Source organism: Pseudomonas sp. NPDC087804 (genome assembly GCF_044742965.1).
GTDB lineage: Bacteria > Pseudomonadota > Gammaproteobacteria > Pseudomonadales > Pseudomonadaceae > Aquipseudomonas > Aquipseudomonas rustica.
This window is the reverse complement of the sequence record NZ_JBIUVN010000002.1, coordinates 175,312-195,798: the sequence shown is the minus strand read 5'-3', so window position 1 is coordinate 195,798 and position 20,487 is coordinate 175,312. Positions and strand designations below refer to the sequence as shown.

Genomic DNA, 20,487 nt, shown 5'->3' with positions numbered 1-20,487 from the left:
GCGGTTAAACAGGTGCTTCAACCCTAATCAGAAACCCAGACTAAAGCTCACCGTCATCGCATGGTCATTGTTGTCATTCGACAGTTGCCCCGAATAACCAATGCCCAGTTTGCCGGTCGGGCTGATCTGGAAGTCGACGCCCGCTTCGACGATCGCGCTGTCCTTGGCGATCGGCACACCTTGGGTGCTGAACGAGGCGCCGCCGTCGATGAAGGTCAGGTCGGCGTCCGGTTTGGTGTCGCCGAAGGCATGGCGCCAGCCGATGGCCGCGCGCGGGGTGAATTGCCCGCCGTTGGCCAGGGTGATGACTTTGCCGGCGCGCAGGCCGAGGGTGGAGAAGGTGATGTCCTGATCGGCTTCCGCCTTCAGACGCCCTACCCCGCCTTTTTCCTTGGCCTTGTCGCTGTCGTAGTTGACGTACGCCAGACCGGCGAACGGCTCCAGCGCGATGCCGGCCGCTTCGACGGTGTAACCGACTTCACCGAACACTTGCGCAGTGCGCGCGTCGTAGTTGGCTTCCAGACGATCGTTGTAGCTGCCGACGCTGACGTCGCGTTTGGTCTCGATGTCGTGCCAGCTGTACGCCGCGCCGAGGCGCACCGCCAGTGCATCGAACTGCGAGTTGAGGTACGCCGCCAGGTGGTAGCTTTCGACGGTGGCATCCGACTGACGATCATGGGCATCGAGGTCGCTGCGGGTGTAACCGGCCGCCATGCCCACGCGCCACGAATCGTCGAGTTGCTTGTCGGTGCCGAGCATGAAGCCGCTGAGGTTGCGATCGAGGCTGGCGCTGTTGCTGTCGCCATCCGATTCACCCCAGGCGCCGAGTGCGCGCGCCCAGCCGACCATTTCGCCGTGGCAACCGTTGCTGCTCAGTTGGTTGTCACTTGGCGCCAGCGCGCGGCGTGGATCATCCGCAGCGCTGCACGACGGTTGGCGCATGCGATCGTTGACCGCCTCGCGCACGTAACGTGAATCCTCAAGCATCGCGCTGGCGGTGCTGGCATGAATCTCCCCGGACAGACTGTCGAAGGCATTGCGCGCACCGGCCACGCTGAGGTTGATGATCTGGTTCTGCAACTCGGCGCCGGCCGGGCCATTGTTGTCCAGCGCGGTAGCAGTACGACTTTGGTTGCCGGTGGCGGCGACATCGGCAAACGAGTTGCCGTTGCGGCTGACCGCCAGGTTCACCGCATTGGCGTCATACACCAGCGCGGTGCTGAGGAAGGCGTATTGCGGCAGATCCGCTGCGCTGAAGGTGCCAGTGACACCACCGCCCGCCGTGATCAGCGTGTAAGTGGTGGCGCCCGTGAACGGCGCCAGTGCTGTCACTTGCAGACCACCGTCCAGTGCCGCCGTGCCGCCGACAGCCAACGGCGTGGCGGTTGGCGAGTTGACCGTCAGGGCCAGCACACCATCAGCGGCGTTGGTCAGGTTGCCGGCGACGCTCAGATTGCCCGCCTCGCCGCCCGACGCCACTACACCGTGGTTGACAACCGAGCCGACGCTGCCGTTGCCGCTCAGACCTGCACCGTTGGCCACGGTCACCTGGCCACCGAGCGAAGCCGTCGCATCGCGGCTGCCCACTTGCAGCACACCTTGATCCACCGCCACCGTGCCGCTGAATGGTTGATTACCGGTCAACAACAGCGTGCCGTCGCCCCGTTTGGCGATCGATCCGCTACCACTGAGCGTCCCATTGAAACGACCGTCAACATTCTGTTGGAACACCAACGCAGCGTTGTCGAGGATGTTGCCTTGCAGGCTGGTGGTGTTACCGATCAGCGTACCGCCGCTGATGGTGGTGCCACCGCTGTAAGTATTCGCGCCACTGAGAATCAACGTGCCGGAATCCAGTTTCTCGATACCCCCGGTGCCCACCAGTGGCACGGCGATTTCGGTACTGGCCCCGGCATTGACCCGCACCGGTGCGAGGCTGCCGTCGGCACCGTTGACCGGGGTCAGCGTGCCGCCCGCACCCGGTGTCAGGTTGTAGCCGTTGGCAAGGAACTGAATGCCGGTGAATTGCTGATTGCCGACCACGGTGACCGTGCCACCCGTGCCGCCAAACACCGCGAATTGACCGGTCGAACCTTGCGCCTGAGTACCGGTCGGGTCAGTCCAGTTGGTGTCCGGGCCCCACACGCCGCTACCGCCACCGATGGTGCCGTCCGGATTGGTTTTGCCGCCGTTCCAGAACTGCACTTCACCCGGGGCGTTTTGCACCAGCAGGTTGATCTGGTTGGCAATCGCGGTTTGCAGCGTCAGGTTGTCGACCGGCACCGGCAGGCTGCCATAGACCAGACCGTTGTCGGTCAGGCTGCCGCCGTAGCTGAACAGTTGATAGACGCCAGTGCCGAAGCCGCCGGCGTTGCTGATGTTCAGCGTACCGTCGAGGGTCAGATTGCCGGCGACGTTGACCACGGTGGTGGAACTTGCCGCCGAACCCAGGCTGAAGTCCAGGTTAGTGCCCGAGGACAAGCTCAGCGCACCGACCGACAATGGCGCCGCTGCGCCGCCACCGAGCAATGTTGCGCCGTCGGCCAGTTGCACGTTGCCAGCGAGCGTGCCGCTGCCGCCAACACTGGCACCGCTGGCCACCGCGACGTTGGCGCTGTTGAGCACGCCGTTGACGCTCAGGTTGCCCGCCTGCACCGAGGTGTTGCCGGTGAAGCCGTTGTTGCCGGTCAGCAGCAATTGGCCGGTGCCGGTTTTGTTCAGCGTGCCGGTGCCGGTGAGGTTGCCGGTGTAGCTGCCATCGGCGTTTTGCTCGAAGGTCAGCGTCGCGTTGTTGACGATCGCGCCTTGCAGGCTGCTGGTGTCGCCGAAGGTGTTGCCGCCATTCAACGTGGTGCCACCGCTGTAAGTGTTGGCGCCGCTGAGCGTCAGATCAGCCGTGCCGTTTTTCAGCAGACTGCCGGTGCCGGTGATCGCGCCGAGCAGTGTGGTGTCCTGGTTACCGGCCAGGGTCAGTTGCGCACCGAGGTTGATCGCGTTGGCCAGTTGCAGCGCCGAGGTGCTGTCGAGAGTGCCGTTGCCGGTCACACTCAAGGCACCGCTGCTGATGGCGCTGTTATTGCCCAGCACCAGCGAACCGTCGGCGAGTTGCGTGCCACCGCTGTAAGTGTTGTTGCCGTTGAGGGTCAGGCTCGAAGTGCCAGACTTGATCAGACTGCCGCTGCCGCTGACATCACCGTCGAGGGTCAAGGCGTTGCTGCCGGCGATATTCAAGCCACCGTTGAGCAGCACATCGTTGGCGAGGCTGATGTCCGCGTTGCTGTCCAGCGCGGTGCCGTCGGCGGCGGTCAAGACGCCCGTGCCGAGCGCTGCGTCGTTGCCCACGACAATCTTGCCGCCGTTAAGCGCCGTGCCGCCGGTGTAACCGTTGGCCGCGTTGAGCACCAGCGTACCGGTGTCGTATTTACCCAGCGTGCCGGCGCCGTTGAGCGCTACGCCGATGGTCGCGGTGGCGTTCGGGTCAACACGCACAGTGGCGTTGCCCAAGGAGCCGTTGACCAGATTCAGCGAACCAGCCGTGCCGTTTTGCAGGCTGTAGCCGTCGGTGACAAATTGCAGCCCGGTGACGGTTTGCGCGCCGTTGACCGTGACCGTGCCCGCCGCGCCCTGGAATACTGCGAAGTTGCTGGTCCAGGCCTGATTGGTCGTGCCGTTGACGTCCGTCCAGTTGGTGGTGCCAGTGCCCCAAGTACCGCTGCCTCCTTCGACCGAACCGTTGGCAATCAATTGATTACCGTCCCAGAACTGCACGGTGACGCCCGGCGCGGTCACCAGCAGATTGATCTGGTTGGCCAGCGCGGTTTGCAGGGTCAAATCGCCGGGAGTGACGCTGCCCGGCACGGTGCCGATCAGCATGCCGTTGTCGGTCAGGCCGCCGGTGTAGTCGATCAGGCGATACACGCCGCTGCCGAAACCACCGATGTCGCTGACGTTGAGGGTGCCGTCGAGGGTCAGGTTGCCGCCGACATTGACCAGCGCATTGCCGCCGCCGGAGACCGGTGTGCCGAGGCCAACGTCGAAGTTGGAGTTGCCGTTGAGCACCAGCGAACTAACGTTCAGCGTACTGCCGGTGACGCCCGCCAGATGACCGCCATCGGCCACCGTCACGGCTCCGGTCAACGTGCCGCTGCCGCCGAGGGTGCCGCCGTTATTGACCAGCACATTGCCGCTGGCCAGCGAACCGTCGACCTGCAAGGTACCGGCGTTGACGTTGGTGTCGCCGGTCAGGTCGCTGATGCCGCTGAGGGTCAGAGTGCCGGTGCCGAGTTTGCTCAGCCCGCCGTCACCGCTGAGAATGCCGGCGAAGGTGCTGCTGACGTTATTGCCGCCGAGGCTCAGCGTATTGCCGGTACCTATCAACGCAGTGCCGCTGCCGGTGAGGCTGGCAAGGCTGCCCGAAGCACCGAGATTCAGCGCCGCGCCACCCGCGAGATTGACCGTGGCGTTGTTGCCCAGCGCCGCACCACTCAGCGTGGTCAGGCTGCCGGATGCCACATCGAAGGTGCCGCTGAAGGTGTTGCTGCCGCTCAAAGTCACGTCGGCCAGACCGTTTTTGGTCAGCGTGCCGGCGCCGGCAATCACGCCGCCGAGGGTCAGGTTGTTGTTACCGGCCAGCGCCAGATTCGCGTTGACGTTGAGATTGTTGGCCAGCACCAGTGGCGCCGAGTTGTCGAGGGTCGAAGCACCGGCCACGGTCAGCACGCCGCTGCCCAGAGATCCGCCGGTACCAAGGGTCAGCGTACCGGCGTTCAGCGTGGTGCCGCCGGTGAAGGTGTTGATGCCGTTGAGAGTCAGGTTCGACGCGCCGTCCTTGATCAGTCCGCCCGCGCCGCTGACTACACCCGCCAGCGTCAGGTTGTTGCTGCCGGTGTTGCTCAGGTTGGCGTTGAGCACGACGTTATTGCCCAGGCTCAGCGCGCTGTTGCTGTCCAGCGCCGAGGCACCGGCGACGGTGAGGTTGCCCAGACCCAGCGCCGAGTTGCTGCCGGCGGTCAGGGTGCCGGCGTTGAGGGTGGTGCCGCCGAGGAAGTTGTTGTTGCCGCTGAGGGTCAAGTTCGACGCGCCATTTTTACTCAGGCTGCCCGCGCCGTTGACCGTGCCGGCCAGCGTCAGATCCGCCGTGCCGACGATGCCGAGATTGCCGGCCAGGTTGACCGCGTTGTTCAGCGACACTGCCGTGCTCGCATCCAGCGTAGTACCGCCCGCCGCATTCAAAGTGCCCGAACCGAGCGCCGAGTTCGACGCCAGAACCAGCCCGCCAGCGTTCAGCGCGACCGGCCCGAGAAAGGCGTTATTGCCGCCGAGGGTCAGATTCGCTGTGCCGGTTTTGATCAGGCCGCCAGTACCGCCAATCACGCCATTGAGGGTCAACGCATTGCTGCCAACCACGGTGAGGTTGCCATTCAGTGTCGCAGCGTTGGCCAGCGTCACGGCTGCGTTGCTGTCCAGTTGCGTGCCGGCATTCGCCGTCAATGTACCGGTGCCCAGCGCGGTGTTGCTGCCGACAATGATTTTGCCGCCGTCGAGTTGCGTGCCGCCGGTATAAGCGTTGGCACCACCGAGTACCAGCGTGCCGGCGTCGAGTTTGTTGAGGATGCCGCTGCCGTCGATATTGGCATTGATGGTCGCGGTCACACCCGGATCAACGCGCAACGAAGTGGTGCCACCGGTGCCGTTGACCGCTGTGAGTTGCCCCGCCGCACCGTTGACCACGTTGTAGCCATCGGTGAGGAATTGCATGCCGGTGAACGCTTGCGTGCCGTTGACCGTAACGGTGCCAGCGGTGCCCTGGAACACCGCGAAGTCGCCGGCCCATGGCTGGTTGACCAAACCGTTGGCGTCGGTCCAGTTGGTGCCGACCGCATTCCACGTGCCGCTGCCACCGTCGACCACACCGTTGGCGATGGTCTGACTGCCGTCCCAGTAGCGGATATTGGAATTCGGCGCCGACACCTGAATATTGATCTGATTGGCCACGCCAGTCTGCACCAGCAGATCGCCAAGACCATAACCGACCGGCACGCTGGCCACGTCCAGACCGAGGTTGGTCAGGGCGCCGGTGTAGTTGAACAGACGATATACACCAACGCCAAAACCGCCGGCATCGCTGACGTTGAGATTGCCGTCGAGGGTGAGGTTGCCGCCGACATTCATCAGCGACGCGGTCGACGGTGTGCCCAGGGCCACATCAACGTTGCTGCCGGCGCCAAGAGTCAGAGCACTCGCCGACAAGGTGTTGCCCGACGACAACGCCAGATGCCCACCGTTGTTGATGTTGATCGCGCCGAGCGCCGAGCCGGTACCGGTCAGGGTGCCGCCGGTATTGACGTTGACTTGCGCACTGCCCAGCGAACCACTGAGATTCACGATACCGCCATCGATCGCGGTGTTGCCGGTAATGCCGTTGATCCCGGTGAGGTTCAAGGTGCCGGTGCCGACTTTGACCAGGCCGCCGCTGCCGCTGAGGTCACCGTCGAACGTGCTGGTGACGTTGCCGGCGCCGACGGTCAGGGTGTTACTGCCGGTCAGTTGCACACTGCCGCTGCCGGTCAGCGCGCCGAGGCTGGCATCGCTGCCCAGATTCAGCCCGGCGCCGGCGCTGATGTTGACCCCGGAAGTGCTGCCCAGCGCATTGGTGTTGAGGGTAGTGACGCTGCCGGACACGATATTCAGCGCACCAGTAAAGGTGTTGCTTCCAGCGAGGGTCAGATCCGACAGACCGTTTTTGGTCAGACTGCCGGCGCCGTCGATGATGCCGTTCAAGCTCAAATCATTGTTGCCGGCGACTGTCAGCCCGGCGTTCAACGTAATCGCGTTACCGATGCCGAACGAGGCGCTGTTATCCAGCGTCGCCGCGCCGCCGACAATCAACGCGCCACTGCCCAGACCGTTGGCATTGCCCAGGGTCAGCGTGCCGCCATTCAGTGTGGTGCCGCCGCTGAAGGTGTTGTTGCCGTTGACGGTCAAATTGGCCGTGCCGTTTTTGATCAGTTGGCCGGTACCGCTGGTGACGCCGCCGAGGGTCAGGTTCTGCGTGCCGCCAACCGTCAGCGCAGCATTCAAAGCAACCGCGTTGTTGAGGCTGACCAGCGGGGAGTTGCTGTCCAGCGTTGCCGCGCCAGCGACAGTCAATGCTCCGGAGCCGAGCGCCGAGCTGTTGCCGACGGTCAGGGTGCCGGCATTCAGCGTGGTGCCGCCGAGGTAGTTGTTGGCGGCGTTGAGAATCAGATTGGCCGCACCGTCTTTCACCAGACTGCCGGCACCGCTGACCAGGCCGGTCAGCGTCATATTCGCCGTGCCGCCGATGTTCAAGGCACCGGCGAGCGCCACGGCGTTGTTGAGGCTGACGGCGGTGTTGGCGTCCAGCGAAGTGTTGGCCGCCGCGTTTAATGTGCCGGAGCCCAGCGCGGTGTTACTGCCGACGGTCAGTTTGCCGGTGTTCAGCGCCGTGTTGCCAAAATAAGTGTTGGCGCCGTTGAGGGTCAGGTCGGCAGCGCCGTTCTTGGTCAATCCACCGATACCGGCGACGACACCGCCAAGAGTCAGCGCATTAGTGCCGCCTACAGTCAAAGTGCCGGAGAGGTTGACGTTGTTGGCAAGCGTCGCGGCGGTGCTTGCATCAAGGGTGGTGCCGTTCGAGGCGTTGAGTGTGCCCGTGCCGAGTGCGGTGCTGGAGCCGACGATCAGCGAGCCGGCGTTCAGTGCCGTGGTGCCGGTGTAGGTGTTGCTGCCGTTGAGGGTCAGGCTCGAAGCGCCGGTTTTGATCAGACCGTTGCTGCCACTGATCACCCCGCCGAGGGTCAGCGCATTAGCGCCACCAGCGGTGAGGTTGGCGTTGAGAATCACGTTGTTGTTCAGGGTCGCGGCCGAGCTGCTGTTGAGCGTGCCCGCACCTTCCACCGACAAGGCGCCCGTGCCCAGTGCTGCACCGTTGCCGACGGTCAGGCTGCCAGCATTCAGCGTGGTGCCGCCGCTGTAGGTGTTGCTGCCGTTAAGCGTGAGATTCGCGGCGCCGTTTTTCACCAGTTGGCTGGCGCCGCTGATCACGCCGCCGAGGGTCAACGCGTTGCTGCCACCGATCCCCAGGCTGTTGTTGAGAGTGATCGCATTGTTCAGCGTTACCGCTGCATTGCTGTCGAGCGTAGCCACACCGCCCACGGTGATATTGCCGCTGCCCAGCGCCGCGTTGGCGCCTGCGGTGATCGTGCCGGCGTTCAGCGCAATGGCACCGAGGAAGGTGTTGGCACCGTTGAGAATCAGGTTGGCCGCGCCGTTTTTGGTCAGCCCGCCACTGCCGCTGACGATGCCGCCGAGGGTCAGATTGGCGCTGCCGCCGACGTTCAAATTGCCGCCCAGCGAAACTGCGTTGGTCAGTGCGACCGCCGTGCTGGCATCGAGAGTGGTGCCCGCTGCGGTGGTCAACGCGCCGGTGCCCAGCGCGGTGTTGGAGCCGACAATCAATGTGCCGGCGTTGAGCGCGGTGCCGCCGGAGAAGGTGTTGTTGCCGCTGAGGCTCAGGTTGGCGGTGCCGTTCTTGATCAAGTTGCCGGCGCCGCTGACGATACCGCTCAGGCCCAGTGCCTGCGTGCCGCCAACGGTCAGCGCCCCGGTCACCGCGACGGCGTTGGCCAGGGTCACCGCCGCCGTCGCATCCAGCGTGGTCCCGGCGGCTGTATTCAGCGCACCCGTGCCCAGCGCGGTATTGCTGCCCACCAGCAGGCTGCCGGCATTGAGCAGCGTGTTGCCGCTGTTGGTGTTGTTGCCAGTCAGGGTCAGGCTGGCAGTCCCGGATTTGGTGATGCCGCCGGTTCCGCTCAACACGCCACCGAGGGTCAAGGCATTGCTGCCGAGCACGTTGAGCGCGCCGGTCATGCCGATGTTATTGGCCAGCGTGACGTTGGCGGTGCTGTCGAGACTGGTGCCGGCGGCAGTGTTCAGCGCGCCGCTGCCCAGCGAGTTGTTGTTGGTCACTAGCAGGCTGCCGGCGCTGAGGGTGGTGGCGCCGGTGAAACCGGTGTTGGCGCCGCTGAGGGTAAGGCTGCCGGTGCCGGTTTTGGTCAGGCCACTGCTGCCACTGATCAAGCCACCGAGGGTCAGCGCACCGGTGCCACCGGCGGTCAATGTGCCGCCGAGGCTGATGGCGTTTGCCAGATTGATGGTGCCCGGTGCGCTCAGGGTCGTCGCGCCGGTGACGTTAAGGCTGCCGGTGCTGAATGCCTGATTGTTGCTGACCTGTACCGTGCCGCCATTGAGCGTGGTGTTGCCCAGATAGGTGTTGGCGGCGCCGAGGTTAAGTTGGCCGGTACCGGCCTTGGTGAAACCGCCGCTGCCGGAAATCACCCCGCTCAGGGTGGTGGCATTGCCGCCTTGTACCGTGACGCCGCCAGCACCGAGGGAAATCAGATTGCTGATATTCAACCCGGCATTGCTCGCCTGCAGAATCCCGCCGTTGGAAGTGATCACGCCGCTGCCGAACGTGGCGTTGTTGTTGAAGTTGGCGATACCGCCATTGAGCGTGGTCGCGCCGCTGACCAATGGCCCCTGCAACGTCCAGGTGCCGCTGTTGATCGTCAGATTGTTGAAGTTGACGTAGGTGGCGCTCGATGCCGTGCCAGTCCCGGTGATACCGCCGCCGACGCCGGCCGGGTTTTGCAGGATCAGGCTGTTGGTGCCGCCCGCGCCGCCATCGACCGTGCCGGTTGGCGCGAAGGTAAGGTTGATGCCGATCAAACCGCCGAGGCCGACGCTGATCTGCACACCGTCACCCACCTGCACCGAAGATCCGGTCACTGCCGTGAAGGTGTTGGTGCTCGCCGCGCCCATCGACACACCACCGGTAATCGCGCCGGCGTTAGTGAAGGTGTTGCCCGCCGCCGACGTTTCGAACGCGATCCGGCCGTTGATGACGCCGGTGCTGCTGTTGGTCATGTTGACCTGCGAGCCACCATAGACGCCGATCACCGGGGTATCCGCCAACGTGATGCCGCCGATCGAGAGTCCGGTCGAGGTGATGGTGCCGTTGTTGGTGATGCTGGTGGTGCCGGTTGCCGCGTTGTTAACCGAAAGGGCCAGGCCGTCGATGCTGGTCAGGTTGAGCCCCAGTAACATCCCGGTGCCCCGCATGATCGCGCCAGCGTTGTTGAGCACGCTGACCGTGCTGGTAGCGCCACTGCCGATGAATGCCCCGCCACTCAAAACCGACATCAGCCCGAGGACTGCCGGGTCGATGGTGCCGGAGTTGTTCAGGGAGATGTTCACCCCGGTCAGGTCCATCACGTGGCCGCCGAGGGACGCGTTCATCTGCGCCCCGCTGTTGACGTTGACCGTCAAACCACTAGTGGCACTGGAAAAACTATTCAGAAACAGCGGCAGTGACGGCACACCGGTACAGGTTACGGTCGAACCGGATGTGGAGCACGTAGCCAACGCAGGTGTGCTCACCCCGCCGAACAACAGTCCGGCGACGCTCAAATGCACAGCAAGGGAAAGAGGGGAAAAACGCGAGACGAGGGCGACACCAAACCTTGCTTCCACGGGCTACTCCTTGTATGGCCAGATTCTTCCTTGACGGCGTGGACAAGCAGCGGCTTATTCGACACGCGAATCAAGACTGCGACGGTCATTACAAAACCGTTCTATTCCTGACACACGCTAGTTGATGCCCTGCGATGGGGCATTGGTTAAATGGCATTAATACTTTGGTGCTAGAGCGGTCTGGAATAAGCCTTTTGACCCGTAATCACGGCTCTTGAGGCTGATTTGAAACCTGTGGGATGGCCTCTGTGGTGAGGGGATTTATCCCCGATGGACTGCGCAGCAGGCCTTGGCTTTTTGGGGGCCGCTTCGCGCCCCGTCGGGGATAAATCCCCTCACCACAGGGTTCTTTCCAAGCATGAATTTGTGGCGCGCCCCTCAGTTGACCGATCCATCAAAAAAATCCGCAAAACCTCCAACATTTCAGCCCATTGAAATAATTGGTACGCCTTGTGCAAACGTTTGCGCAGCGTCAATCACGGCATTTTCGTAACAAAACCCTACAGACCCGCAGAACGCCGGGCCTTGATCTGCAAAAAAGGACTTTGAATGCACGCCGCACTCCCCCCTCGCGCTCCGATTGCGCGCACGCTGACTGTTTCCTTGCTACTGACCGGCGTTACCGGACTTCTCAGCCACAGCGCTTTCGCGCAACCCGCTCCGCCCGTTCTGCCAGAAGAATCCGCCCAAGGCGAAGCCCTCAGTCCCGAAGCCAGTCCACCAAAAAAAGGCGCGTACCTGTCGGACTGGTACAACCAGGACTTGATGCTGATCGGCAGCAAAGACATCAGCTTCGGCCCGCAACCCGCTGACGACATTTATCTGGAATACGAGTACTTCGGCCGCAAAGGCCCGTTTGAACTGTACGGCTACGTCGACGTCCCGAAGATCTTCAACATCGGCAACAGCCACGACAAAGGCGTGTGGGATCACGGCTCGCCGCTGTTCATGGAACACGAACCGCGCATCTCCATCGACTACCTCGCCGGCCGCAGCCTGGCCATCGGCCCGTTCAAGGAATGGTACGTCGCGTTCGACTGGATCTACGACCACGGCAGCCGCAAGGAAAACCGCGCCAACACCCTCTACAGCGGCTTCGGCACCGACATCGACACGCACTCGCGGGTCAACCTGTCAGCCAACCTCTACGGCCGTTATCAGTGGGAAAACTACGGCGCGAGCAACGAATATTCCTGGGACGGCTACCGCGCCCAACTCAAATACATCGTGCCCATCGACAAATTCAGCAACGGCGCCTCACTGACCTACATCGGCTTCACCAACTTCGACTTCGGCTCCGACATCCACAAAGACAACCCGGCGCGAACAGCCAATGCGACGGTAGCGACCAACGTGTTGCTGTACTCGTTCACGCATTTGCGCTTCACGCTGGTGGGCCGGTATTTCCACAATGGCGGCAATTGGGAAGACGGCAGCGAGCTGAATTTTGGCGACGGCAACTTCCGTGCGCGTTCGAATGGCTGGGGGTATTACGCGGGCGTGGGCTACCAGTTTTAAGGGACACAGATCAAAAGATCGCAGCCTTCGGCAGCTCCTACACAGAATTCGCGGCCCCCCTGTAGGAGCTGCCGAAGGCTGCGATCTTTTGATGTTAAAAACGCTTGCCAACAACTAGAACCGCCCATCCGAAACCCACCCTACCCTGTCAGATCTGACAGGTGACGCCATCACCCACATCGCATTAGATATCGCCAAGGCAATCCCCCCTGAAATCTGGAGATGGCGATGAATTTCCGCGCAGTCAAAGCTGTAGAACTGACCCTGCCCAAGGCACCAAAAATGGTCGACCTCGTGCCCGCCGATGTTCAAGCCCATGGCGGCGCAACCCTTGCGGACACTAACGTGGCTGACGGATTTCTGGTGATCATGCGGGCCTATCTGCTTCAGGCAGAAAACGACTTACTCAAGCTTTACCTGAACGATGATCTAGTGAGCAGTACAACAATCGCCAAAGGCGCGGAAAACGATGACACGCCATTGCGGATACCTACCGGTGTCTTTCAAAAAGGCTACAACCGAATGAAGTTCGGTATTAAACGCACATCCCAGGAAGAGGAATTCACCTCAGACCTGATATTGCTGCACCGTACCTCCCCGCCGGGCGACACGCCGCCAGTACTAACTATCAGCGTCAGTCACGACAGCATCGGCCCCGATGAGGCGGACGCCGTGAGCGTTAGCATCACCTATAAAAACACCCAGTGGTACGACCGCATTCTCGTCGACTGCAACGGTGTACGTGTTGAACATCGAGTGTTACCCGAGAGTGTCTCTCCCCTTCCTCCGATCCCACAACATTTTGTGATACTGATCCCGAGAGCTGTTCTGGAACAGGGCGGGGATGACTCGGACTTTGAGTTCAAATTCCGAGTACTCGATTACGTGACTAACCCATCAGGACCACCGACTTGGTCGGATGTGGTGACGGCGGATGTGCACTTGAACCGATTGACGCTGCCAATGGCAGTGCTCAGGGAGATACCGACCGAAAACAACGACGATCCTACGGTTGTCGATTTGGAAAAAATGAAAGGCGGGCCGCTCTGGGCCTTGGTGCATTTACCGGATTCGCTCTGGAAAGTGGGTGACTCAATTTACCTGTTATTCAGCGCCGAACTGAATGGTGTTGTGATTGCGCGGCATGAGGAAACACTGCCTATTACACAAGTACCGACTCATTTGGCGTGGGATATCCCTCATGCCAAAGTCGTGAGGGATAGCTCGGTAAACGTGCTTTATCAGTTGATTCGCCATGGCGCAATTATCGGATCGTCAACACCGGCCAATGCGCAAGTCATAGGACGAGACACAAGCAATTTGCAGCCACCGAAGTTGCTACAACCCGCAGTGAATCCTATTGACGCATTGGCGTACCCGCAGGGTGTGACCTTACAGGTTGAATATCCTGATGCTCAAGTAGGAGACCATGCGCGCTTGATTGAGATTGACGCACCCGCAGGCTCACCGCTGTTTCCACTGGTGGCGTTCGACAGTAATAAAAAGGCCAATGTGCAGCTGAAACCGGAGTTTTTAGCTGCACGTCATGGCAAGGATCTGAAATTCAAGTGGAGCTTGCATCAGGGTGACGAACCGATTGGAGAATCACCGGCACTTGAATTGAGGGTTATCAAAATGATTGACGGAGATCCGCGATTTCCGACACCTGAAATCAAGGAAGCGACGGGATCAGTTGGGCAGAAAGTACTCGACCTTCAAACATTTCCTGGAGATGCAACAGTGTTTGTCGCACCTTGGCCAATGATTGCTGAAGGGCAAAAAATCTACCTCTTTGTTCATGCAGTGCTCGAGAGCGGACAGCCCGATGTCATCATTTTGGAGGAAGGACGTGCGATTGATTCTCTCGAACCAACGAACGGTGTCTATATCAACTTCCCACGGAAAATTCTCCAGAGCCTGAAATCAAATACAGCAATAACATCAAATCTAAAAATCTCATTCAATGAAGAAACCGAGGAAGAAAATCTTGTAGGCCTCCCAACACTTACAACAACCCTACTTCGCCCCATCATCACTGAAAACTTCAACAACCATCCAACAATCGAAATTTCATCAGGAGAATCTCTCAAGATCCCAAGAATGACCATCAGCTGCATTAACGGTAGTGGAACGTGCGGAATTAGAGAGCAACATCAATTACCTGGAATGCTGGATGGCCCAGGAATCAATGTCTCAAGAGGAAAAAGTCATCCGTCTCATACCGAAATTGATACCGTGAATTTTTTGTTGGACATTCCATGCACAAAAATAAAATTCTCATGTACCTTTCAAAGCCACTTAGCGCTGATCACTTTTTATGACTCCAGAGACAAACCAATAGAAACACTTCGACTTCCAGGAAGTCCGGATTATTACACCCCACACAACAAATGGATCGAATTCTCAGCACCAGCCGGTGAGTCTATTTCGCGATTCCAAACTGAAACCTCCGATCATTTATATTTTGATTATTTTACATTCATGCTCTAACGCCATTTCCTTCACTATGAAAAGACGTACCTCAGGAGATGAGTCTCTTGCAGAGAACCGTTTTTTAAACACTGATGTTTAACAGACACCTGCAGAAACTCTCCCAGGCTACACAACCTTGCGCCATTGCCTACAGCTACGCCAGAATCCGCCGGCTTGTGCGCCTTGGGGACGGATCTTATCGTTTGTAGGTCGCTGACGAATCAGCGATCGGATTTGACCGTCCGCCCAAAATCAAGGCGCGCCAGCGTCCAGGACAGATTTCAGATTTTCTGAAACTTCATGTCGCGGTAGCTGTGCGTGGGACACCTTCGGGTGTGCCGGATTCCTTGATGTCCGGTCGGTCAACCCGCGTACAGCTGCCACCCTGTTTCGATTGACCGCGAACGGTGGCGGCTCCATGCATCAAGGAGCTTCACCATGTTCAAACCAACACCCAACCCACCCGACATCGACACCACTTCCCCCTACGAATCCCCCCATTCACGCAAACTCCACGACGCCGCTGAACGCGCGCTCGATCACTACCTTTGCCCCGGCGCGACTCACGATGATCCGCGTCTGCCGAGCCTGATGTTCGTCATCGCGCCGAACATCAAAACCGAAGATCTGCTGGCCCACGCTTGTGAGTCGATGGCTTCGGCGAGTGTGATGCTCAGTGATTTTGCCGGGACGCTCGACACGCCGTATCGCCACACGTTGCTGGGGATTCAGCAGGTGGTGATGCTCGGGGAACTGGCGGTGAATCGGGCGCTGGATAATCTGGAAGTGCCCGCGTAACCCCAGACGACACAGTCCCTTGTAGGAGTTGAGCTTGCTCGCGAAAGCGGTGGCTCAGTCGACTGAGAGGTTGGCTGATCCACCGTTTTCGCGAGCAAGCTCGGCTCCTACAGGTTTTGCGTTGTCAGGGGAATTTGGGTGGCTCAGGGAATCAGGATGATTTTGTCGCCGCCGCCCTCGTTGAGTTCGGTGTAGCGCGCCAGGCCTTCGGCCAGTCGTGATTCGACCAGGCCTTGCGGCAACGGCAGCGAGCCTTCGTCGAAGAGTTGGCCGAACTGGTTCAACATCGCTGCGCAGGCTTCGACGCCGTAGAGCAGTGTGTTGACGCCGACCACCGAACCGCCCTTGCGATACAACGCCAGTGCCGGCAATTGCACTTGGCCGTCCACCGGTGCGGCGATGATTGCGATTCGGCCGAAGATTGCCAGCGCCGCCACCGAAGCGGGCAGCCAGAAACCGGTGGTGTCGAAGATCACTTCGGCGCCGCCCTGATACACCGCGTTGACCTGCGCACCGAGGTCTTCGGGTTTATCCAGTTGAATCGTCTGGTAGCCCTGCGCTTGCAACTCCGCCACCTGCTCCGGACGCCGCGCCGCTGCCAGGATTTTTGCACCGCGCACTTTGGCCAAGGCCAGTGCCGCTGTGGCGACCGCACCGCCGCCAATCACCAGCAAACGCGTGTCGGCTTTGACGAGGCTGCGCTCCAACGCATCCCACGCCGTGGTGTACGGCACGCCGAGGCTGGCGGCTTGGGTGAAGCTCAGGCGCGACGGCTTGAGGGCGACACCGTTGGCCGGCAGTTTGACGAATTGCGCGTGGGAACCGTCGGCGAAAAAGCCCAGCTCACGACCCGTGCCCCAGACTTCCTGACCGATCAAGGCTTGCGGGCCTTCGACCACGACACCGGCGAAATCGCGCCCGGGAATCCGTGGCAACGTGGTGTAGGGGAAACGTCCGAGCACATTTTTCACGTCGCTGGGGTTAAGGCCGGCCGCTTTGATCTGCACCAGGACTTCATCGGCGCCGGCCACCGGGGTCGGCACGTCGACGAAGCGCAGGGAGGACAGGTCGCCGGTTTTATCGAATTGCAGTGCTTTCATGGAGTGATTCACCGAAGGAGAAAGGAAGATTCAGGACAACCAAGCGGCGACCCATTGCCGGCCCATTGGCCACAGCTGCTCACCGGCGAGCATGCCGAGCAGACCGACCAGCGCGATGGCCGGCGGCGCGGGAGAACGGAAGTCGAGCGCGCCGTACAACAGGCCAACGCCGAGACCGATGGCCAACGAAATCAGGTAGTTCATGGGGAGAACTCTGCCGTTTGAAAGGAATGGGCAGAGTGTAGGGAGGCTCGGCGAAGGGCACCGGCCAAGGACTTCTGAATTTCGGACAAACCTGCCGAAATCACCACGATCCCTTGTAGGAGTGAGCCTGCTCGCGATAGCGGTGTGTCAGTCACTCGTACGTAAACTGACACACCGCTATCGCGAGCAGGCTCACTCCTACAGGTTTTAGGCAAGGCTGCTCATCCGCATTGGGTGTTGAACTGAGACGGGGCGACGCCCAGTTCGCGGCGGAACATGTCGCTGAAGCTGCTCGGGGAATAGCCGAGTTCGCGGGCAATCACACTCACCGCTACGCCTTGAATCAACTCCGCCACCGCTGTCGCCAGTTGTACCTGTCGCCGCCACTCGGCGAAGCCCATGCCCAGACTGTCCTTGAACAGCCGCGCCAACGTGCGCACGCTGGCCCCGGCGTTTTCCGCGTGCTGCTCGAACGGGATCTCCAGCGACGGCGCGGCCATCACCGCCTGGCAAAGATTCATCAGGCGCCGATCGGAATCATCCGGCATCGGGATTTTCAGCTGCGAACGCCTTGCGCGCTGCAACTCCAGCAGCGCCAAGCCAACCAGCGCCTCGTAATACGCTGGCTCACCGCTGTCGCCCTGCTCCACCAGCCCGACGATCAACTCGCGCAGCAAACCACCGACCTCGATCACCTGCACCGTCTGATCCAGCGTCGCCGCCAGCGCCGGGCGCAGGTAGATATTGCGCATCTGCAAATCCGACACCACGCGAATCCCGTGCGGCACCCCGGGCGGCAACCACACCGCGCGCTGCGGCGGTACCACCAGCGCTTCATGCGGCGTCTCGACCCACATCACCCCGCTCATCGCGTACAGCAACTGCCCCCAGTCATGCTGATGCGGCTCGATAAACAACCCGCGCGGGTACGTGCGCGCCAGCGGTTGCACGGGCACATCGATGTCAGTGAAATCGGGGGGCGTGGCGAGGGCCATGGTGAGCATTCATTGGGGTTGACGGAGCCGCCATGGTAACCAGTCGCCCGAAACCCCGCCAACGATAGATACCGTCGGACAATCCGAATGAATTTTCCCGGTGCTCAACGATCCCTCTATTACCACAGGGAGGAATACCGGCTTTATGAACAACGCAAAACTCTACGTCATCGAGTACACCCTTCACGGCACAGCCAAGTCGTTCATTATCCGCTCGGACAAAATGGACAACACCGAGGCGTGGCATTGGGCGAGTTGCGATGCCGGCGTGGGTCGCATTCCGCGCTTTGGTCGTGAAAAAGTACAGAAGACCAGCAAACCGATGGCGGAAAAATTCGGCGTGGAAAACGTCGTCTGGCGACCGACCAGCTAAGCTCAGCCTGCACGCGAACATTCGGGGGAATGCAACCATGATCGATTTCAGCAGCAGCCCGGCGCATCTGGACTACGGCCTCGACACATTGTTTGGGCGTATCACCAAAAGCGTGGATTGCCGCGTGGGTCTGGAAGCGGTCGACGATGATCCGTATTGCTTCGCCCTGAGAGTGCCAGCGCCGTTACCGGAAGACCTCGACCAGGCGAAAACCGTGGTGGTTCGGGTTGAGGGGCGGCGATTGCAAGGCACGGTTCGGCATACCGAGCGGCTGGATGATGAAAGTCTGAAACTGGAAGTGGAGCCTGATTAGGCTCCACTTTTTTTTGCCTGTGTTTATTTGGGATGTGCGCAGTGGCAGCCTTTGCTTGAGCATTCTTCGCCACCTTTGTGGTGGTGGGCGCAGGCTTCGCAGCAGTAGTGTTTGCCGTGTACGGCGTAGGCGTGATCGCCTTCTTTGATGGTGCATTTGCAGTTTGGGCAATCGCATTTTCTATCGGGCATGGGGGCAGACTCCTTGGGGTGGTGGTTGTCTGGGGCTTTTAGGTAAGCCGTGATATCCAGTGTAGGAGCTGCCGAAGGCTGCGATCTTTTGATTTTGCTTGTTTGGGGTTTTGGGGTTTTGGGGTTTTGGGGGCATATCCGTTGCTGCGGTTGGGGCTTCTGGCGGTTTCGCTCTTACAGCGACTCACTTTTCCAGACGCCGAAAAGTAAGCAAAAGGCTTGGCCCCCGGCGTACGGCACTTCGCCTAGGCTCAGTGTTCCCTCGCTACGGTGCCCATCCGGGGGCATCGCCTACGGTTTGCTTCGCTGCACCTCCTCTCGATGTATGCGGCTACGCCGCACGGCGCTACGCGCCTACCCCGGATGAACACCTACGCTCGGCCTGCCGATGGGGGCCAAAATCAAGAGCCAGATCAAGAGCCAGATCAAGAGCCAGATCAAGAGCCCCTCACCCTAGCCCTCTCCCGGAGGGAGAGGGGACTGACCGAGTGGTTTTGGAGAGGTACGCCGACTTGAGATACCGAGTTGAACGCACATTTTGAAAGGCCCACCATCGGCCCCCTCTCCCTCGGGAGAGGGCTGGGGTGAGGGGCGAATCCAACGCAAATCAAAAAGCCGTGTGCGCCCCGCTCTTCACCACTCAATAGGCCGAGTCTCAGCTCGCCTGCTCTTGATCTTAGAGCCCGTCGGCAGGCTGAGTGGAGGGATCGATCCGGGGGTGGGAGCGCAGCGACCGTTTGGCGCAGCCAAACACAGCGAGAGGAGGTGCAGCGAAGCAAACCGTAGGCGCTGCCCCCCGGATCGATCCCGCAGCGAAGGAACCCCGAGCCCCAGCGAGCGGGCCGAACGTCAGGGCACAGACCTTTTGGTTACTTTTGGGGCGTTTGCCAAAAGTGACCCGCCGTAAGGGCGGAACCATAATCAGCCATCACCGCAGCAACGGATATGCCCACACCCCAAAACAAAATCAATCAGAGCTACGCACACTACTCCGATACATAAACACCAAAGCCCCCGCCAAAAGCACCATCGCCAACACCCGACTCCCCGACAACTCAATCGCCGGATTCCCGAACCAGCCAAAATTATCAATCAACATCCCCATCCCCAACTGCCCGACAATCACCGCCACCGTCGCCACCGCCGTCCCCACCCGAGGCACCGCGCCCACCATGACAATCATATAAACCACCCCAAACAGCGCCCCGCTCAACTGCCACTTCGGCACATCCAACAACCCCACCGCATGCGCCGGTTCAAAAAACAAAATCAACAACCCGGTCACCAACGCACCCACAGCAAACGTCAACAAACTACTGCGCAATACACCAACGGTTTCCCCCAAGCGCCCATTGATCGCCGCCTGAACACTCAACACCGCCCCCGCCGCTACAACCACGGCCAACAAAATAATCAGATTCATCATCAACCCCGCGCAATCAAAACAAGTGCCGCGACAATCAACAGCAGCGCCAACCAACGCTCACCGTTGACCTTCTTGCGCGTTGCCCCGAACCAGCCGAAATGATCGATCAACACACTTTTGCCGACCTGCCCGGAAAGAATCGCGATCATCGTCATGGCGATACCAATGTGCGGCGTGGCCAGGGTCAGCACCACCACATAAATCGGCCCGAGCAAACCACCGATCAACTGCCAGCGCGGCAGCGTGTTCAGCGCCGGCCCTTTCTGTGGCCCCGCAAACAACAGCAGCAAAAACAGAATCGCCGAGCCCACCCCGAAGATGCTCAACGTCGCCCACAAATGCCCGACCTGCGCACCCAACGGCCCGAGCAAACCCGCCTCCACCGACAAACCCATCCCCGCCAGAATCACCAGCGGCAGCAACAACAAGCGCAACCCCGGTTTGGCCACCGGCGGCGCAACACTCACTTCATCCAACGTTTGCATAAACACAATCCAGCCCAGTCAACAATGGCGCGGATTATCGGCTGGCATCGCTGTGCGATAA

The 20,487-nt window shown here is 60.5% G+C and carries 12 protein-coding genes; 5 read left to right on the top strand and 7 right to left on the bottom strand.

Annotated elements, in window-relative coordinates; genetic code table 11:
• Window positions 1-27: 27 nt before the first annotated feature.
• On the bottom strand, window positions 28-10,551 hold the full coding sequence (locus tag ACIOMO_RS07950) for an autotransporter-associated beta strand repeat-containing protein (RefSeq protein ID WP_401239733.1): 10,524 nt from the start codon (window positions 10,549-10,551) through the stop codon (window positions 28-30).
• A gap of 549 nt (window positions 10,552-11,100) precedes the next feature.
• Between ACIOMO_RS07950 and ACIOMO_RS07945 the strand changes: the two genes are divergently transcribed.
• From ACIOMO_RS07945 to ACIOMO_RS07935, 3 genes are all read left to right on the top strand, one after another.
• A complete protein-coding gene (locus ACIOMO_RS07945) occupies window positions 11,101-12,069 on the top strand; it encodes a nucleoside-specific channel-forming protein Tsx (protein ID WP_159815628.1) in 969 nt (322 codons plus the stop codon).
• A 228-nt stretch (window positions 12,070-12,297) separates the two neighbouring features.
• Complete coding sequence (locus ACIOMO_RS07940) at window positions 12,298-14,559, top strand: hypothetical protein (protein ID WP_401239731.1); 2,262 nt, start codon at window positions 12,298-12,300, stop codon at window positions 14,557-14,559.
• Between the two features lie 420 nt (window positions 14,560-14,979).
• Window positions 14,980-15,339, top strand: coding sequence for a DUF6124 family protein (locus tag ACIOMO_RS07935; RefSeq protein ID WP_053121904.1), 360 nt, complete (start codon window positions 14,980-14,982; stop codon window positions 15,337-15,339).
• Window positions 15,340-15,482: 143 nt separating this feature from the next.
• Here the strand turns inward: ACIOMO_RS07935 and ACIOMO_RS07930 are convergent, their stop codons facing one another.
• The 3 genes from ACIOMO_RS07930 to ACIOMO_RS07920 all read right to left on the bottom strand — a co-directional run bounded on the left by ACIOMO_RS07930 (window position 15,483) and on the right by ACIOMO_RS07920 (window position 17,647).
• Entirely contained in the window at window positions 15,483-16,439 is a 957-nt protein-coding gene (locus tag ACIOMO_RS07930; protein ID WP_401239729.1) for a zinc-binding alcohol dehydrogenase family protein, read from the bottom strand.
• A 30-nt stretch (window positions 16,440-16,469) separates the two neighbouring features.
• Complete coding sequence (locus ACIOMO_RS07925) at window positions 16,470-16,643, bottom strand: DUF1427 family protein (RefSeq protein WP_082341460.1); 174 nt, start codon at window positions 16,641-16,643, stop codon at window positions 16,470-16,472.
• Between the two features lie 221 nt (window positions 16,644-16,864).
• Complete coding sequence (locus tag ACIOMO_RS07920) at window positions 16,865-17,647, bottom strand: AraC family transcriptional regulator (protein ID WP_401239727.1); 783 nt, start codon at window positions 17,645-17,647, stop codon at window positions 16,865-16,867.
• Window positions 17,648-17,783: 136 nt separating this feature from the next.
• On the opposite strand from ACIOMO_RS07920, the gene ACIOMO_RS07915 reads away from it, so the two are divergent.
• Complete coding sequence (locus tag ACIOMO_RS07915) at window positions 17,784-18,011, top strand: DUF6555 family protein (RefSeq protein WP_053121910.1); 228 nt, start codon at window positions 17,784-17,786, stop codon at window positions 18,009-18,011.
• 37 nt (window positions 18,012-18,048) lie between these two features.
• On the top strand, window positions 18,049-18,324 hold the full coding sequence (locus tag ACIOMO_RS07910; RefSeq protein ID WP_053121912.1) for a hypothetical protein: 276 nt from the start codon (window positions 18,049-18,051) through the stop codon (window positions 18,322-18,324).
• A gap of 23 nt (window positions 18,325-18,347) precedes the next feature.
• Here ACIOMO_RS07910 and ACIOMO_RS07905 read toward each other — a convergent pair whose 3' ends face one another.
• From ACIOMO_RS07905 to ACIOMO_RS07895, 3 genes are all read right to left on the bottom strand, one after another.
• Window positions 18,348-18,515, bottom strand: a complete 168-nt coding sequence (locus tag ACIOMO_RS07905; protein WP_081730276.1) for a metallothionein — start codon at window positions 18,513-18,515, stop codon at window positions 18,348-18,350.
• 967 nt (window positions 18,516-19,482) lie between these two features.
• Window positions 19,483-19,941: a DMT family transporter gene (locus tag ACIOMO_RS07900; protein WP_159815784.1), complete on the bottom strand. Its 459-nt coding sequence runs from the start codon at window positions 19,939-19,941 to the stop codon at window positions 19,483-19,485.
• Window positions 19,941-20,426: a DMT family transporter gene (locus ACIOMO_RS07895; RefSeq protein WP_053121916.1), complete on the bottom strand. Its 486-nt coding sequence runs from the start codon at window positions 20,424-20,426 to the stop codon at window positions 19,941-19,943. The genes ACIOMO_RS07900 and ACIOMO_RS07895 overlap by 1 nt, the downstream gene beginning before the upstream one ends.
• Window positions 20,427-20,487: the final 61 nt, after the last annotated feature.

What these genes read in the sequence shown, in the direction of transcription:
- ACIOMO_RS07945 (WP_159815628.1), top strand. Translation starts at nt 11,101, where the DNA reads ATGCACGCCGCACTCCCCCCTCGCGCTCCGATTGCGCGCACGCTGACT.
- ACIOMO_RS07940 (WP_401239731.1), top strand. Translation starts at nt 12,298, where the DNA reads ATGAATTTCCGCGCAGTCAAAGCTGTAGAACTGACCCTGCCCAAGGCA.
- ACIOMO_RS07935 (WP_053121904.1), top strand. Translation starts at nt 14,980, where the DNA reads ATGTTCAAACCAACACCCAACCCACCCGACATCGACACCACTTCCCCC.
- ACIOMO_RS07930 (WP_401239729.1), bottom strand. Translation starts at nt 16,439, where the DNA reads ATGAAAGCACTGCAATTCGATAAAACCGGCGACCTGTCCTCCCTGCGC.
- ACIOMO_RS07925 (WP_082341460.1), bottom strand. Translation starts at nt 16,643, where the DNA reads ATGAACTACCTGATTTCGTTGGCCATCGGTCTCGGCGTTGGCCTGTTG.
- ACIOMO_RS07920 (WP_401239727.1), bottom strand. Translation starts at nt 17,647, where the DNA reads ATGCTCACCATGGCCCTCGCCACGCCCCCCGATTTCACTGACATCGAT.
- ACIOMO_RS07915 (WP_053121910.1), top strand. Translation starts at nt 17,784, where the DNA reads ATGAACAACGCAAAACTCTACGTCATCGAGTACACCCTTCACGGCACA.
- ACIOMO_RS07910 (WP_053121912.1), top strand. Translation starts at nt 18,049, where the DNA reads ATGATCGATTTCAGCAGCAGCCCGGCGCATCTGGACTACGGCCTCGAC.
- ACIOMO_RS07905 (WP_081730276.1), bottom strand. Translation starts at nt 18,515, where the DNA reads ATGCCCGATAGAAAATGCGATTGCCCAAACTGCAAATGCACCATCAAA.
- ACIOMO_RS07900 (WP_159815784.1), bottom strand. Translation starts at nt 19,941, where the DNA reads ATGATGAATCTGATTATTTTGTTGGCCGTGGTTGTAGCGGCGGGGGCG.
- ACIOMO_RS07895 (WP_053121916.1), bottom strand. Translation starts at nt 20,426, where the DNA reads ATGCAAACGTTGGATGAAGTGAGTGTTGCGCCGCCGGTGGCCAAACCG.